15 protein-coding genes and 1 pseudogene are annotated in these 13096 nt (G+C 65.8%); 8 read left to right on the forward strand and 8 right to left on the reverse strand.

Annotated features, from left to right (window positions below; all coding sequences use genetic code 11):
• Nucleotides 1-293 (forward strand): YciI family protein (locus tag AC1D1G_RS15650; RefSeq protein ID WP_477952767.1); only part of this gene is annotated, 293 nt, incomplete at its 5' end.
• A gap of 117 nt (nucleotides 294-410) precedes the next feature.
• Here AC1D1G_RS15650 and AC1D1G_RS15655 read toward each other — a convergent pair.
• The 4 genes from AC1D1G_RS15655 to AC1D1G_RS15670 form a co-directional block, all read right to left on the reverse strand.
• A complete protein-coding gene (locus tag AC1D1G_RS15655; RefSeq protein ID WP_477952769.1) occupies nucleotides 411-1112 on the reverse strand; it encodes a hypothetical protein in 702 nt (233 codons plus the stop codon).
• A 251-nt stretch (nucleotides 1113-1363) separates the two neighbouring features.
• Nucleotides 1364-2542 (reverse strand): Lsr2 family DNA-binding protein, encoded by a 1179-nt coding sequence (locus tag AC1D1G_RS15660; RefSeq protein WP_477952770.1) that lies wholly within the window; start codon nucleotides 2540-2542, stop codon nucleotides 1364-1366.
• 467 nt (nucleotides 2543-3009) lie between these two features.
• Nucleotides 3010-3198 carry a hypothetical protein gene (locus AC1D1G_RS15665; RefSeq protein ID WP_477952771.1) on the reverse strand — a complete coding sequence of 63 codons (189 nt, stop codon included), beginning with the start codon at nucleotides 3196-3198 and terminating at the stop codon, nucleotides 3010-3012.
• A 185-nt stretch (nucleotides 3199-3383) separates the two neighbouring features.
• Nucleotides 3384-3554, reverse strand: a complete 171-nt coding sequence (locus tag AC1D1G_RS15670; RefSeq protein ID WP_477952772.1) for a hypothetical protein — start codon at nucleotides 3552-3554, stop codon at nucleotides 3384-3386.
• A gap of 215 nt (nucleotides 3555-3769) precedes the next feature.
• On the opposite strand from AC1D1G_RS15670, the pseudogene AC1D1G_RS15675 reads away from it, so the two are divergent.
• Nucleotides 3770-4261: pseudogene (locus tag AC1D1G_RS15675) on the forward strand (N-formylglutamate amidohydrolase).
• Between the two features lie 400 nt (nucleotides 4262-4661).
• Complete coding sequence (locus AC1D1G_RS15680) at nucleotides 4662-4952, forward strand: DUF4193 domain-containing protein (RefSeq protein WP_477952773.1); 291 nt, start codon at nucleotides 4662-4664, stop codon at nucleotides 4950-4952.
• Nucleotides 4953-5114: 162 nt separating this feature from the next.
• On the opposite strand, the gene AC1D1G_RS15685 is transcribed toward AC1D1G_RS15680, so the two are convergent.
• Both AC1D1G_RS15685 and AC1D1G_RS15690 read right to left on the reverse strand, forming a co-directional pair.
• Nucleotides 5115-5996, reverse strand: a complete 882-nt coding sequence (locus AC1D1G_RS15685; RefSeq protein WP_477952774.1) for a DEAD/DEAH box helicase family protein — start codon at nucleotides 5994-5996, stop codon at nucleotides 5115-5117.
• A complete protein-coding gene (locus tag AC1D1G_RS15690; RefSeq protein WP_477952776.1) occupies nucleotides 5986-6432 on the reverse strand; it encodes a hypothetical protein in 447 nt (148 codons plus the stop codon). Before AC1D1G_RS15690 ends, AC1D1G_RS15685 begins: the two co-directional genes overlap by 11 nt.
• A gap of 205 nt (nucleotides 6433-6637) precedes the next feature.
• Here AC1D1G_RS15690 and AC1D1G_RS15695 point away from each other — a divergent pair, with 205 nt between their 5' ends.
• The 5 genes from AC1D1G_RS15695 (at nucleotide 6638) to AC1D1G_RS15715 (ending at nucleotide 11783) form a co-directional block, all read left to right on the forward strand.
• Complete coding sequence (locus tag AC1D1G_RS15695) at nucleotides 6638-7099, forward strand: MerR family transcriptional regulator (RefSeq protein ID WP_477952777.1); 462 nt, start codon at nucleotides 6638-6640, stop codon at nucleotides 7097-7099.
• Nucleotides 7100-7211: 112 nt separating this feature from the next.
• The gene (locus AC1D1G_RS15700) at nucleotides 7212-8252 is read left to right on the forward strand and encodes an NAD(P)-dependent alcohol dehydrogenase (RefSeq protein ID WP_477952779.1); all 1041 of its coding nucleotides are present in this window, start codon (nucleotides 7212-7214) and stop codon (nucleotides 8250-8252) included.
• A gap of 455 nt (nucleotides 8253-8707) precedes the next feature.
• Complete coding sequence (locus AC1D1G_RS15705; RefSeq protein WP_477952780.1) at nucleotides 8708-9991, forward strand: MFS transporter; 1284 nt, start codon at nucleotides 8708-8710, stop codon at nucleotides 9989-9991.
• Nucleotides 9992-10189: 198 nt separating this feature from the next.
• Entirely contained in the window at nucleotides 10190-10540 is a 351-nt protein-coding gene (locus AC1D1G_RS15710; protein ID WP_477952781.1) for a hypothetical protein, read from the forward strand.
• 211 nt (nucleotides 10541-10751) lie between these two features.
• On the forward strand, nucleotides 10752-11783 hold the full coding sequence (locus AC1D1G_RS15715) for an IS110 family RNA-guided transposase (RefSeq protein WP_477952783.1): 1032 nt from the start codon (nucleotides 10752-10754) through the stop codon (nucleotides 11781-11783).
• Between the two features lie 624 nt (nucleotides 11784-12407).
• On the opposite strand, the gene AC1D1G_RS15720 is transcribed toward AC1D1G_RS15715, so the two are convergent.
• Complete coding sequence (locus tag AC1D1G_RS15720; RefSeq protein ID WP_477952784.1) at nucleotides 12408-12812, reverse strand: acyl-CoA thioesterase; 405 nt, start codon at nucleotides 12810-12812, stop codon at nucleotides 12408-12410.
• Nucleotides 12809-13081 carry a hypothetical protein gene (locus AC1D1G_RS15725; protein ID WP_477952785.1) on the reverse strand — a complete coding sequence of 91 codons (273 nt, stop codon included), beginning with the start codon at nucleotides 13079-13081 and terminating at the stop codon, nucleotides 12809-12811. The genes AC1D1G_RS15720 and AC1D1G_RS15725 overlap by 4 nt, the downstream gene beginning before the upstream one ends.
• Nucleotides 13082-13096 lie beyond the last annotated feature (15 nt).

The raw sequence follows: 13096 nt of genomic DNA on the forward strand, positions 1-13096 counted from the left end.
ACTTCGCCGACCGACTCGAACGCACCGGCGAGTTCGTCGACGGGCAAGCACTCTCCCCCGACGGACTCTTCGTCCGCTACGACGGCGAAGGCCGCCCACCGGTCACCGACGGCCCCTTCCCCGAAACCAAGGACCTCATCGCCGGCTGGATGATCATCGACGTCCACACCCACCAGCGGGCCCTCGAGCTGGCCGGCGAGCTGTCGGCCGCCCCCGGAGCCGGCGGGAAACCCATCCACGAATGGCTCGAGGTGCGCCCGTTCCTGACCGAACCGCCCACCATCACCGAATAACCCCCTCGAGACGAACGAGGCACGCTTCGGTCCGCTGCGACGTGGGTGCGCGCCGTTCCTCGGCCGGCGTTGAGACGGCCACGCTAGCGGTCGAGGACGCCGATGAGTCAGGCGCTATCACCCGGTGCCGGTACCTGCGGCCGGAGCCGGGACCCGGGTCAGCACCCGAGCCAACGCCACGGTGGCCGTCAGCACTGCGGCCACCACCGCGACAACGCACACGAACGTCGCAGGGACGGTGGAATACCCGAACAGCCCAGCGGCACCCACACCCGCGGCAGTCGCCGCCAACGCACCCACCGGAAGCAACACCGCCAGCATCCGCACAGTTCCCGCGCGCCGATCATCACCCGCTGCGGCCAACACCCACCACACACCCAGCAGTGCGCACCCGTACGCCAGCACCGCGCTGCCGGCGTAGAGCACCAACACCACAGCCCCCTCCACCGCGATGCCCGCGGTGGCCGTGAACACGACATACAACAACACCAGCAACGGCAACAACCCCACCGTGACACCACCCAAGGCGGCGGCGACGGTCCGGCCGAGCAGGAAAGTGCGCCGCCGGCGGCGTTCGTCCTCACTCGCCGCGTCCCGCACCACCCGCCACCCGCACAGCCACAGCACCACCCCGCAACCGGCCCCGGCCACCGCGGCGCCCCCAAGCACGATCACCGACACGATCGATGGATCGGTCCACGCCGGCTGGAACGACGTCACCACCGTGTACGGCCGCGCGGGAATCGACGCGAACACCACCACCGCCACCACTCCGACGATCAAGCCGACAACCCCGAAGATCCCGCTATGTCTCCCCACCCACACATCGTGTCACCGAAACGTGCTCAGATAACGCCACCCGCCGCCACCGGCGGTTCCCCAACGCATATGCGGCCCTCCCGATCCACTCCGCGCGGACTCGTCAAATTAGGGGCGCCGGAATACCTCGCACCCCTCCCCAGCACCGCTGCGGCGGCGGACAACTGCCCACCGCCGAGGACCATAATTCCCACAGGCTCATAGCCTTCACGGCAGAACGGCCACGCTTTTTCACCAGGGCAAGTCGCAACTCACGCGACCGGCATCGCGGCCTGAGCATCATGGAATGCTCGCTCGATCTCGACCGAAATCCGGCCGCGGGAGGACACCTCGTGACCCGCCCCGATTGCCCACTCACGAATCTCCCTCGAAGGCTTCTTCGCCGGAGCCTTACGGACCACTGCCCGCTTCGCCGGCGCCTTCGCCGCGACCGTCTTCTTCACGGCCGTTGTCTCCGAAGTTGCCTTTGCCGCGACTGTTTTCTTCCCGGCCTTCTTTGTCGAGGCGGTCTTCGTCGCAACTACCTTCTTCTCCGCCGGAGACTTGCTCGCGGCTGCCCTCTTGACCGGAGCCGCCGCCGCGACCCCCTTATTGGCAGCTGTCTTCTTCGCTGTCTCCTTCTTTACCGGCGCCGTTTTTGTCTGAACCGTCTTCGCCTGCGCGTCATGGAAGGCTTGCTCGATCTCGGCCGGAATCCTTCCGCGGGATGACACCTCGCGGCCGTTCGCGATCGCCCACGCACGAATCTCCTTGTTCGTCGTTTTCACCGGAATCTGAGTTACCACTGCCCTTTTCACCGGAATTTTGGCCGTGACCGGCTTCTCCGCAACAGCCTTCTTTATGGCCGGCATCTTCACGGTCGGCTTCTCCGCAGCCGTCTTCGTCGCGACTGTCCTCTTATTCGACGGAGCCTTGCTCGCCGCTGTTCTTTTGACCGGAGTCGCCGCGGCAGTCTTCGTGGCGGCTGCCTTCTTCGCTGTCGTCTTCTTTACCGGTACCGGTTTGACCTGAGCCTTCTTCGCATGAGCGTCATGGAAGGCTTGCTCGATCTCGGCCGGAATCCTCCCACGGGAGGACACTTCCAAGCCCGCCCCGATCGCCCATTCACGAATCTCCTTGGTCGTCTTCTTCGCTGGAGCCTTGCTCGCCGCCCTCTTTGTGGGGGCGTTTTCCCCGAGCACGGCCTTCTTCTTCGCGGGCCTCTTCTTCGCAGCCGTCGTCGCCGCGATTGTCTTTTTCACAGCCGTCTTCTTGACCGGCGACGGTTTGACCTGAGCCTTCTTCGCATGAGCGTCATGGAAGGCTTGCTCGATCTCGGCCGGAATCCTCCCGCGGGAGGACACTTCCAAGCCCTCCTCGATCGCCCACTCACGAATCTCCTTGGTCGTTTTCTTCGCCGATCCTGCAGAACCCCTCGGTGATACCGCCATATTGTTCTCCTTCTCGCCGGGCAATCGTCGAACGCACACAGTAGCGGCATTTCGGTCCTCTCACCGCCAGCTGATCGAAACGGCGACCAAGCACTCGCGGGCCGCAGTGATTTCGGAGGACCTGCGCCGTCACCCTTGCGTCCAGCGACCACACCGAAGCATCATCTGTCGACGGTGCCGAGGACTGCAGGACTCTTGCGGCCAACTAGGCCTGGCATTCCTGATTCATCGCGGGAAGAAAGAATGCGAATATGGTGGCGCTGCAATTAGGTTCGTAGAATGGCAGTCAACGCGGCGGAACCTTCGGGCATGCAACGAGGTCCCGGGTCTGCCATGACGCGAAACGCAGCCCAGCACAGAATAACGGTGGGAAAGTGTTCGAGTCCGCCATCACGGCCGCGAGGAGCTCGAGCGGAAGCAATACCTAATACCGCACTTTCCCAACGGATCTACGATCCCATTGCGGGTTATGGACACTGCGTTATGTCAGTGGTGGGGTTGTTGAAGAACACCAGATCGGCGTCCGTCCGCACCTTCACATCGGCACCGAGCTGGAAGACGAACCAATCGACCGCTCCCGGCCGGGCGCCGGTCACCTCCACCGTCGTGGTCGCCGTGTCGATCGGGCTGTTCGCCCCGCGAGCCAAAGAGGTCATAGCGTGTGCCGGCCCCCGGGGCGGGCCGAGTCCTTTCCTGCGTCAACTGGTGTGGCACAGAACCTGCCGTCGCCGGTCCGAATTCATGCCAGACCTCCGATACTCCATCGTGGAGGCAGCAGGCGGGCCCCGCTGCGGCCAACCCGAACATCCGTGACGGACGCCCGAACTCTGCACGCATGGAATCAGTTCGGATCCCACGGCGACCGTTCGAGACCCTTGAGCTCATCGAGAACCTGATCGACGGCCGTGGACGGGATACGGAAGTCATCGCCCTCCGAAGCCCAGAGGCGGTCGCGTACGTAGGCGAGGATGGCGAGTTCACGCTCGAGGTCTGCTGCGGTTCGGTCGCTCACGGTCTCATCCTGCCCTGGGGTGGACGGTGATCCGAACGGTGCTGCCCGGCGGCGTCGAGACGAAGGCTGGCGGTGTGAATGTGCGGCCAACACTTCCTTCAAGGGGACATGTCGTCTCCGCTGGTAACGGACCATTCAGCCGATCCGGTCGTCGGCGGTGCGAAGCCTTGTCGCCCTGTCGGCCGGGGCGCCGTGGCCCCGCACCCTTTTGTCCTATGTCCGCCAGCACCGGAAACCCCAGCGCCGACCAGGCGCTGCCGTCTCTGGCCACTGTCGACATCTCAGCAGATCCATACCCCATCACGGCGGCGGCGCGCACCGGAACGGACTTCGAGCTGCGGATCCACACCTCCATCGCGCCGTTCGACGTCGCGGCCGAGCAGTGGTTCCCGGCCGTGGCCAGGTTCGCGGTCACGGTCATCGTGCACACCGTCGATGCCGAGTCGGGTTTGCCACGGTATCTGCCGTCCGCGGAGCCCGCCGAGTGGCGCGTGCGATCTTCTCGACCGCCGGAGCCTCGCATGGATACTTCCTCGGCGCCGTCGACCCGGCCACCGGCGGCCACCACGCGGGCAGCTCGCATACCGCCTTACCTCGACACCGACCGGCAGGCGATTCCCGTGCCTCGGCAGGTGCTCGCCTGCCCGCACTATCTGCCCTCGACCATCGACGGCAGAGAGCAGATCAGCATTCCCACGAGGGCCTGATGATCACCGACGCTGCGGCGCAGCCGAATCGGCTCTTGACCAGCCATGCCGACATGTCCCCAATGTCCCAGCGCGGCCGCCAAACACGGCCGGATATTACGACGGTGACGATGCGAACCTCACTGTCACAGCCTCCGGCGATCACGGTACGCGTGAGTGGGTGGTGCGAGTTCTCGATCCGATTGCTTGAGTACCTCGAGCGGCGATGCTCGACCCGATGCGATCTGCTCGCGGTGGGCGACCCGGTAGCTGTCGAGTTCGTCGGTGACGATCACCCGCGGCGCATACTCCGCACCCAGAGGTTGAAGCCGCAGCACACGATGCCCCCGACAGCGTGACGAGCCACCGCACCCTCTAGTCTGGCGGGTCCTAACACCCAGAGCATGAGGAAAGATCAGCCATGGCCACCGACTACGACGCACCACGAGTCACCGAATCCGACGAGACGGACACGTCCCTCGAACAGCTGACCGCCAGCCGGAAAGACACCCAGTCCCCCGCAGTGGACGCAGAGGACGCCGACACCGCCGAATCCTTCGAACTGCCCGGCGCCGACCTCTCCGGTGAAGAATTCACCGTCCGCGTCATCCCCAAGCAGTCGGACGAATTCACCTGCACCAGCTGCTTTCTGGTCCACCATCGCAGCCGCCTCGCCGAACCTCAGCAGCTGCTCTGCCGGGACTGCGCCTGAGAACGTCGACCAATCGGAGTGCCTCGTATCTCCGGGATCCCGGCTTCCCGGATTCGGTCGTCATCGCCCACGCGGAGAAGCCTCTCACGTCGCCCGTGGGCCCGCGGCCGAGGCGTTGCGGATTCACATCCTGGCGGGTGGCACGTGGCACGGACGGAAAGGTCAGGGCTCGGGTCGGTCGGCCGGAACCTGCGGGTAGACCACGACACCGTTCTCCTTCACCCACGTCTCATCACCGCCATCGGCATGCTCGACGAGCAGCTCGACGGTCGGGATCTCCGCGGACAGTGGGTGATCGAACGCCGCCCGGGCATTGCGGGCGCACACCGTCTCCGGCGAGTTGCCGGCGTATAGGGCGTCGATGACGAACCCCGGGGTGAACCGGCCACCGAACCGGTCACCGCCACGCAGTGCTTCCTGCCGGCCGCGCCACCACCTAGTCAGGGCCCGGGCGCGGGTGATGTGTTGGGGTGCTTCCACATCGAGGATGGTGAACTTCTCATAGTCCGCGTAGGCGAGGTCGCGCATGAGCCGCGGGCCGAGGCCGGGCCAGCTGAACGTGCCCTCGAGGACCAGGTTCTCCCCGCGGGACAGACAGATCTCCGTGATGATGTCGAGGAGTTTCGTCGATTCGTTGTGCACGAGGGTGGCGAGTTCGCGGGGCATCAGCCGGTGCCCGTCGGCGAGGTCGATGTTCAGCAGGTCGGTGTAGATGCCCTGCTCGATAGCGTCCCGCAGTAGGTAGTCCTTGAGCTTGTCGGCATCGAGCACCCGCCATCCCTGCCCAGCGAGGTGTCGGCGGTCGATACTCGACGACTTCCCCACCCCCGGTGGGCCGGCGGTTGCCAACGCCAGGAACTGGCGGCCGATCCCGACGTCGGTTTGCTCGGCCAGGTAGGCGTCGACGATCGCGTCCCGCGTGCGGCGGCGGGCAACCGGGTCGAAGAGGTGGATCGAGGCGCGGGGGCCGTCCTTGTCGAGGATCCCGCCGGGCCGGCACCAGGCCTCGAGGTCGGCGGCGACAGCAGCGGGGTCAGACTGCATTCGCCTGCGCACGCCGTTCGGCCGTGGCCGCGAGCAGCACCCGGTAGTCGTCGTCACTCAGCAGGTCGCGGGAGCGTTCGATCTGATCCCACGTCCCCCGCACATAGCTCTCCCCGAGCGGGTCGTCGCCCGGAACGTGCCCGAAGGTGTACTCCCACGCCAGCAGTTCGGTCATCATCCGGTCGTGGTCGATCCTCTTCGCCGCGTGCTCGAGCAGCACCTCCCGGGGTGCGCGGTCGCGGGCCGAAGGGTTCAACCGCAGCTTCTTCACGATCCGGCTGACCTCCGGTTGTGTGACGGCCAGGTTCTTCGCGATCACCCGCTGCGGCACCTGATTGTCCGTCGCATGCGCCACCGCACGCAGCAACTTGATCTGCAGCAGTTCCTTCTCCGCCGGGATCGCCCGGAGATCACGTTCCACATCCGTCAACGCCATCGTGAACCACCTCCAACTGCAGTTATACAAAATTGTATCACTCCTACGAGGGCCACCCGGTGGAAGGTCACGCCGGCGGGACGCGGAACTGCCCAGCTGAACGTTTTCCTACCGTCGAGGGCGCACTTCTGCCGAGGTCCGGGACCACCGGTGTGACTCATCCGACCTTTGACTTCAAGTACTTGAAGTTCTTAGCGTCGATGGTGTGAGTGCACAAACCACCCCACGCGACTACACGATCAAGGACGCGGCCGCCCTGACCGGACTTCCGGCCAGCACACTGCGCTACTACGAGTCGGTCGGGGTGATCGCGCCGATAAGCCGCGGGGAAAGCAGTAAACACCGGGTCTACGACGAGAATGACCTGGGCCAGCTGGTGGCCATCGCGTGCCTGGCAGCGACCGGGATGTCGGTCAATGACATGAAGGAGTACGTCGCCAACGGACAACTCGGGGCCACCGCCGCCCCCGCGCAGATCGAGTTACTCACCGAGCGCCGGCAGCAACTCGCACTCGAGGCCCAGCAGGTCGCACTGCGTCAACGCTACGTCGACCTGAAAATCGACTACTGGCATGCGATCGACGCCGGCGACGAGCCCCGTGCCGCGCTCCTCGCGGCCGAGGCGAGCGCATTGGCCGACGAACTCCACAACACCAAGAAGCGATAACCCTCACCCACCACACCCCCGGTGCGCGCCCCTCGACCGCTGCGCCACCGGTCACTCAGCCCTGCCCCGATCACCACCACTGTGACCATCACAGAAGTAAGGAAGTACTGCCATGCGTGTCAACGCGTACGCCGCCCCCACCGCCGGCCAGCCACTGGCCCCCACGACCATCGAGCGCCGCGACGTCGGCCCCAACGACGTCCTCATCGAAATCCAGTACGCCGGCATCTGCCACTCCGACATCCACACCGTCAACGGCGACTGGGGCCCGCAACCCTTCCCAGTCGTCCCCGGCCACGAAATCGTCGGCACCGTCGCCGAGGTCGGCGCCGACGTCACCCGCCACAAAGTCGGGGACCGCGTCGGCGTCGGCTGCCTGGTCAACTCCTGCGGTCACTGCACCAACTGCCAGGCCGGCGACGAGCAGTACTGCGCCAACGGCATGGTCCCCACCTACGCCGGCGTCGACCGCGACGGCACCACCACCCAGGGCGGCTACTCCACCCACGTCGTCGTCGACGCCGACTACGTCCTTTCCGTCCCGCAGAGTCTGGACCCGGCCGCCGCAGCTCCCCTGTTGTGCGCCGGCATCACCACCTACGCCCCGCTGCGCCGCTGGGGTGCCGGTCCCGGCAAGAAGGTCGCCATCGTCGGCCTCGGCGGGCTCGGGCACATGGCCGTCAAGATCGCCCACGCCCTCGGCGCCGACGTCACCGTGCTCTCCCAAACACTGAAGAAGCAAGAGGATGGCCTGCGGCTCGGCGCCGACGCCTACCACGCCACCTCCGACCCCACCACCTTCGAACAGCTCGCCGGCCGATTCGACCTCATCATCAACACCGTCAGCGCCAGCATCGACCCCAACGCCTACCTGGGCCTCCTCGCTGTCGACGGCACCCTCGTCAACGTCGGCGCCCCAGCCGAACCGCTCAACCTGAACGTGATGTCACTGATCGGCGGCCGCCGCAACTTCGCCGGATCGATGATCGGCGGCATCGCCCTGACCCAGGAAATGCTCGACTTCTGCGCCACCCACAACATCGGATCCGACATCGAAGTCATCCCCGCCGACAAGATCAACCAGGCATACGAGCGGGTCCTCGCCTCCGACGTCCGATACCGGTTCGTCATCGACACCGCCACCCTGAACTGACCCCAACCGTGGAATGCCCGCATTCCGAGCGCGACAAGGGTTTCGGTGACGGCGTCGAGCACTACATCCGCGTGAAGGAAGGCGCGGAAATCTATCGCACTGCACCGACCGGGACTCCGATCATCGTTCGCCCTCGCCACCACCTGCTGGACGGCGCCGGCGACGGGCTGATCTCCGCAGGGCTCGCATTGCGCGAGACGGGATATCCGGGACGAGGACCTGGCCGGGTTTCTCGGCGAGTCCCTGCACAACCCAAACCGGACCTCGACCGCACCATCGTCGAAGTGACCGACGGGCAAGACTCCGATCGCACAAGTGGTCGCCGTGCTCGCGTGCTTCGTCGGGCCCCGGCGCTAGGCAGCCGATTCGTTTGTGGCCGGGTCTCGCCCGGCCACAAACGATGCCGCCCCGCGCGCACCGATACCCGCACTACCAAAAGGAACCACGAGTTTTTCATGCAGGACCACACCGTTACGACCGCCCACCACCGGTCCGGCAACGAAACCGAGGCGACCGGTTCCCCCCGTCTCCCGCTCGTCGTCTACATCCTGGCGCTGGGGACGTTCCTCATGCTCACCACGGAGTTCGTGGTCGCCGGCATCCTCCCCGAGGTCGCTGCGGACCTGCAGATCTCACTCGCCCAGGCGGGTTCGCTGATCACCGTCTTCGCGATCGGGATGGTCGTCGGCGCACCGGTGATGACGATGCTGACGTTGCGCCTGTCCACGCGGCTGACGCTGATCCTCGCGCTCGTCGTTTTCGTCGCCGGCCACATCTTCGTGGCGGTCGGTGCCGACTTCACACAAATCATGTTCGCGCGCTTCATCACCGCCCTGGCGACAGGCGCTTTCTGGGCGGTGGCCGCCGTAGTTGCGACCCGCGCTGCCGGGCCCTCACTGGGTTCCCGCGCGGTCGGCATCGTCGGCGCAGGCGGCTCGCTGGCCACCGTGCTCGGCGTTCCGCTCGGCGCCTACCTCGCTCAGCTTGTCGGCTGGCGGGACACCTTCTGGGCGTTGGCGTTCGCCGCCGCCCTGGTGACCGTTCTCGTCATTCGACGGGTGCCAGTTGACGCTCCCGACCACACTCCGTCGTCCCTCGGCTCTCAACTCGCCGGTCTTCGCTCCGTCCGACTGTGGCTCGTCCTCCTCGCCTGCGCCACCACGAGCGGCGGAGTGCTCGCGGTGTATTCGTTCATCGCGCCGCTGCTGATAGACCGGGCCGGCGTGCCCGCATCCATGGTGGCGCTCGTGCTCACCGGGTTCGGCGTCGGCTCTTTCATCGGAACCCTCATCGGCGGACGCCTCGGTGACACCCGACCGCACGCCGTCACGATCGTCACTCCCGCGATCACAACAGTGCTGATGCTCGCCATCTTCCTGCTGTCCGACTCGTCCTGGGCGATGATCGCCGCGGTCGTCCTGCTGGGGTTGTTCGGCCTGAGCGCCAACAGCGTGCTGATCCACCTCGCCGTCCGATTCGCCGGAACCGCGGCCACACTCGGCTCCGCGCTGAGCGTCTCAGCATTCAATGTCGGCACCGCAGTCACCACCCCGATCGCGGGCGCCGCGCTGACCACGCCACTCGGCCTCGACGGCCCCGCAGCCGTCGGCACCGTCACCGTCGCGCTCACCCTGATCCCCACCCTCGTGCTGGCGCAGATCACCCGGCGTCGCGAGGCGCCGGCGACTGAAACCTCCGCAGGCTCCCGCCGAACTAACGGCGGTTCGTCCACTGCCTGAACATTTTTCTGGTCCTGCCCGTCGCGTGGAGCTATCCTGCTGGTCGCTGTTTCCATCCGCCAGCTGAGGGGTCACGTGGGCCCTCCCAGACCCAGTCGAGTCACTCTGACGCTGACCCCGACGTCACAACCGTCTGAAATAGTCCCGGATCGCTTCTCCGCCGGTGCAGCTCCTCGCCCACCGGGGTGGTTCGGGTTGGTGAGCAACCTCCACTCGATGATCGTCGATGACGCCGAGACGGGGCGGATGGCACCCCACACCGAGCACACTGAAAACCACGATCATCCGCCGCCGGAGCGGATCGATTATTCGACACCTGATATGGATGCAGATCTGTCAAGAGGGCGGCAGGAGGCGGAGGCCGTCAGCTGTTACCGAAACTTGAGAGGAGACGAAACGACCTGCACGCCGTTCTGCGCTATCGGGGTCCATTTTAGCCAACGCTATACCGGCACCCCCGAGTTCGGCGCTCCACGGCGAACCAGTTGTCAGATTCAGAAGGCGACTGCACCGCTAGCTGGTTTGCGACCGCGTGCAATCGGCTTCTGACGATGCCGGATCCGGAGTGGGGTGCGCGGTCTGCGGTGAGCGAGTGCGGCGGATTGAGTAGACCCGGGGAATCGCGTGTTTCGCCGTAGAAGGTTGCGGTCACCGCCCCGACCGAGGATCTGATGCGATGAAAGGGGCGGGGCCTCCCGCTCCTCGTGGTTCCCGGCGAATGCTGGGGGTGTCATATCCACACGTGTCGGAGGAGGCCCCTATGAGTGAGTATGACGGAAAACAGTTTGTCGGGATCGATCTGCACCGGCAACGCTCGGTGATCGTCCGCCAAACCGATTCCGGTGAGCAACTCGCGGTGACGCGAATCGTCAACGACCCCGCCTCACTGGCCCTGCAGCTCGAGAAGGCCGGAGAGCATCCGGAGGTGGTACTGGAAGCAACCTATGGCTGGTACTGGGCGGTCGACACCCTGCAGGGAGCCGGTGCCACGGTGCACCTTGCACATCCTCTGGGTGTCAAGGGATTCCGGTACAGGCGGGTGAAGAACGACGTTCGTGACGCCAGGGATCTAGCGGATCTGTTGCGGATGAACCGGTTGCCCGAGGCATGGATCGCCCCGCCGCCGACGCGGGAACTGCGGGAACTGGTTCGCTACAGAGCCAAGCTCGTCGCGATGCGGTCGAGCCTCAAGGCCCAGGTGCACTCGGTGCTCGCCAAAGCCGGGGTGTTGATCCCGGTATCGGACCTGTTCGGCGTCGAGGGACGTGAGCGTCTGACGCAGGTCCCGCTCGGCGTCGCGTACGCGCAGCGGGTGATTTCGCTGCTCGAGCTGATCGCCGTCCTCGACGCGCACGAGAGACGATTCTTCGACCAGATTGCCACCGAGTTGCGTGACCATCCTGGTTACCGGGCGATTCAGCAGCTGCCCGGGGTCGGTCCCACCTTCGGTGCCGTGTTCGTCGCGGAGATCGGGGACGTGCACCGCTTCGCCGACCCCAGTCACCTGTGTTCGTGGGCCGGCCTGACGCCCAAGCACCGCGAGTCCGACACCGTCGTCCACCGCGGGCACATCACGAAACAGGGTTCCAAGCTGGTGCGCTGGGCGGCGGTGGAGGCCATCCAGCGGCAACCGGCCGGCACGAAGATCTCGGTCGACCGCAAACGCATCGAGGCCCGCCGCGGCAGGAACATTGCCAAAGTCGCCGCGGCCCGCAAACTGCTCACCCTCGTCTACTACGGGCTGCGCGACGGAGAGATCCGCGCGTTGACCCGCCACAAGGCGGCGGCGTGAGCACCCCGGACGCAACACGCGCGCGGCCGTTGTCAGGTCTGACTCCCGTGTCATCGGCGTGGTCGCGGATCTGATTGACCCCGCGTATTGCCAGCGCACCGCTCCATGCCCGCACCCCGGGCGAAGGGATGACCGACAGCCGAGGAAACCCGGCCTGCCCCAACCACCCGCATTACATTGGAGACCGTTCACTCCCACAACCGAATTCATCGCTTCCGGGGCCGATGACCAGTCTGCGCCGGGCCGGGCCACGGTCAAGACCGTTCGTCCTCACTGCGCTGCGGGCGCTCCGTCCTGACCGACGGGGCCCTCACCCAGCGCTGCCCGCTTGGAGGCCGAAAACGAGCAAAACAGCAGGTCGAGCAGGGGTTGACAGGACCCCGCACTTTCAGGGATGACCTGACACGGGTGCACCTGGCGTACCGCAACGATCAAAGCCAATCGGCATCCTGGTGCGGCGTGGCCTGTGCCACAATTGACTGCGCACGAAAGTTGTTGGGGTAGATCACTTTCAAGCATTTGGCTGGCAGGCGCTCATTTTATCGGATCTACGTCGTACCAGCGTGACAGGACGCACGCGACGGGTATCGGTGTCGAAAATGTACGCCGCTCGCGGCGCGCAGATCAGGGTGCCGCAGGAGCGGTGAGCAGCGCAACGCGTTCGTCGAATGTGAGAGCACGTTTGGACATGGTTTCGTCGAGCCACACGAGGACCGTGGTTGCGCGAGCGATTTCCGTGCCGTGCCGACTGGTCATTCGTTCCTGGGTGAAGATGCTGGTTGTACCGACGGTCACGACGGTCGAGGTCACGGCGACGGGTGAGTCGTCGAGGCCGAGTTCGTGGAGGTATTCGAGGTCCAGGCGGGCGATCGCATAGACGGGGTCCGGAGTTGCCAGTGCGGCGGCGAGCATTCGGCCGCGGGCTTGGTCGAAGAGGGTGACGTGGACTCCGTGGAAGACGTGTTGCTGCGCATCGAGGTCGCGCCAGCGGAGCGGGATCGTGGACGTCTGGCTGAAATGGCCGGTCATGGTTCTGGCTGCCAATCGTGCGGTGCCGTCGGGACTTGGCCGCCGCCGGTTTGGTGCTCCCAGTAGGTGGCGAGGGCGCGGGCGAGGGTGCAGGCCAGCGTCCCTGTGGCCACCATCGCTGCGGCGACCAGGACGGCGACGAGCGCGATCAGGGAGATCACCGCGTGGTCGTCGAGTGCGGGGATGGCGTGATCGAGAACCATGACACCGGCGGATATGACGGGAAGACCCGCGATCACCAGGTCTGCGGTCATGTGGCGGTGACTCATCGGCCGCTTCTCCTC

Source organism: Rhodococcus sp. P3_B8 (assembly GCF_056402775.1).

Coding starts and splice junctions, on each gene's coding strand:
- AC1D1G_RS15680 (WP_477952773.1), top strand. CDS start 4,662: ATGGCCACCGACTACGACGCACCACGAGTCACCGAATCCGACGAGACG.
- AC1D1G_RS15715 (WP_477952783.1), top strand. CDS start 10,752: ATGAGTGAGTATGACGGAAAACAGTTTGTCGGGATCGATCTGCACCGG.
- AC1D1G_RS15690 (WP_477952776.1), bottom strand. CDS start 6,432: ATGGCGTTGACGGATGTGGAACGTGATCTCCGGGCGATCCCGGCGGAG.
- AC1D1G_RS15700 (WP_477952779.1), top strand. CDS start 7,212: ATGCGTGTCAACGCGTACGCCGCCCCCACCGCCGGCCAGCCACTGGCC.
- AC1D1G_RS15685 (WP_477952774.1), bottom strand. CDS start 5,996: ATGCAGTCTGACCCCGCTGCTGTCGCCGCCGACCTCGAGGCCTGGTGC.
- AC1D1G_RS15665 (WP_477952771.1), bottom strand. CDS start 3,198: ATGACCTCTTTGGCTCGCGGGGCGAACAGCCCGATCGACACGGCGACC.
- AC1D1G_RS15720 (WP_477952784.1), bottom strand. CDS start 12,812: ATGACCGGCCATTTCAGCCAGACGTCCACGATCCCGCTCCGCTGGCGC.
- AC1D1G_RS15660 (WP_477952770.1), bottom strand. CDS start 2,542: ATGGCGGTATCACCGAGGGGTTCTGCAGGATCGGCGAAGAAAACGACC.
- AC1D1G_RS15705 (WP_477952780.1), top strand. CDS start 8,708: ATGCAGGACCACACCGTTACGACCGCCCACCACCGGTCCGGCAACGAA.
- AC1D1G_RS15725 (WP_477952785.1), bottom strand. CDS start 13,081: ATGAGTCACCGCCACATGACCGCAGACCTGGTGATCGCGGGTCTTCCC.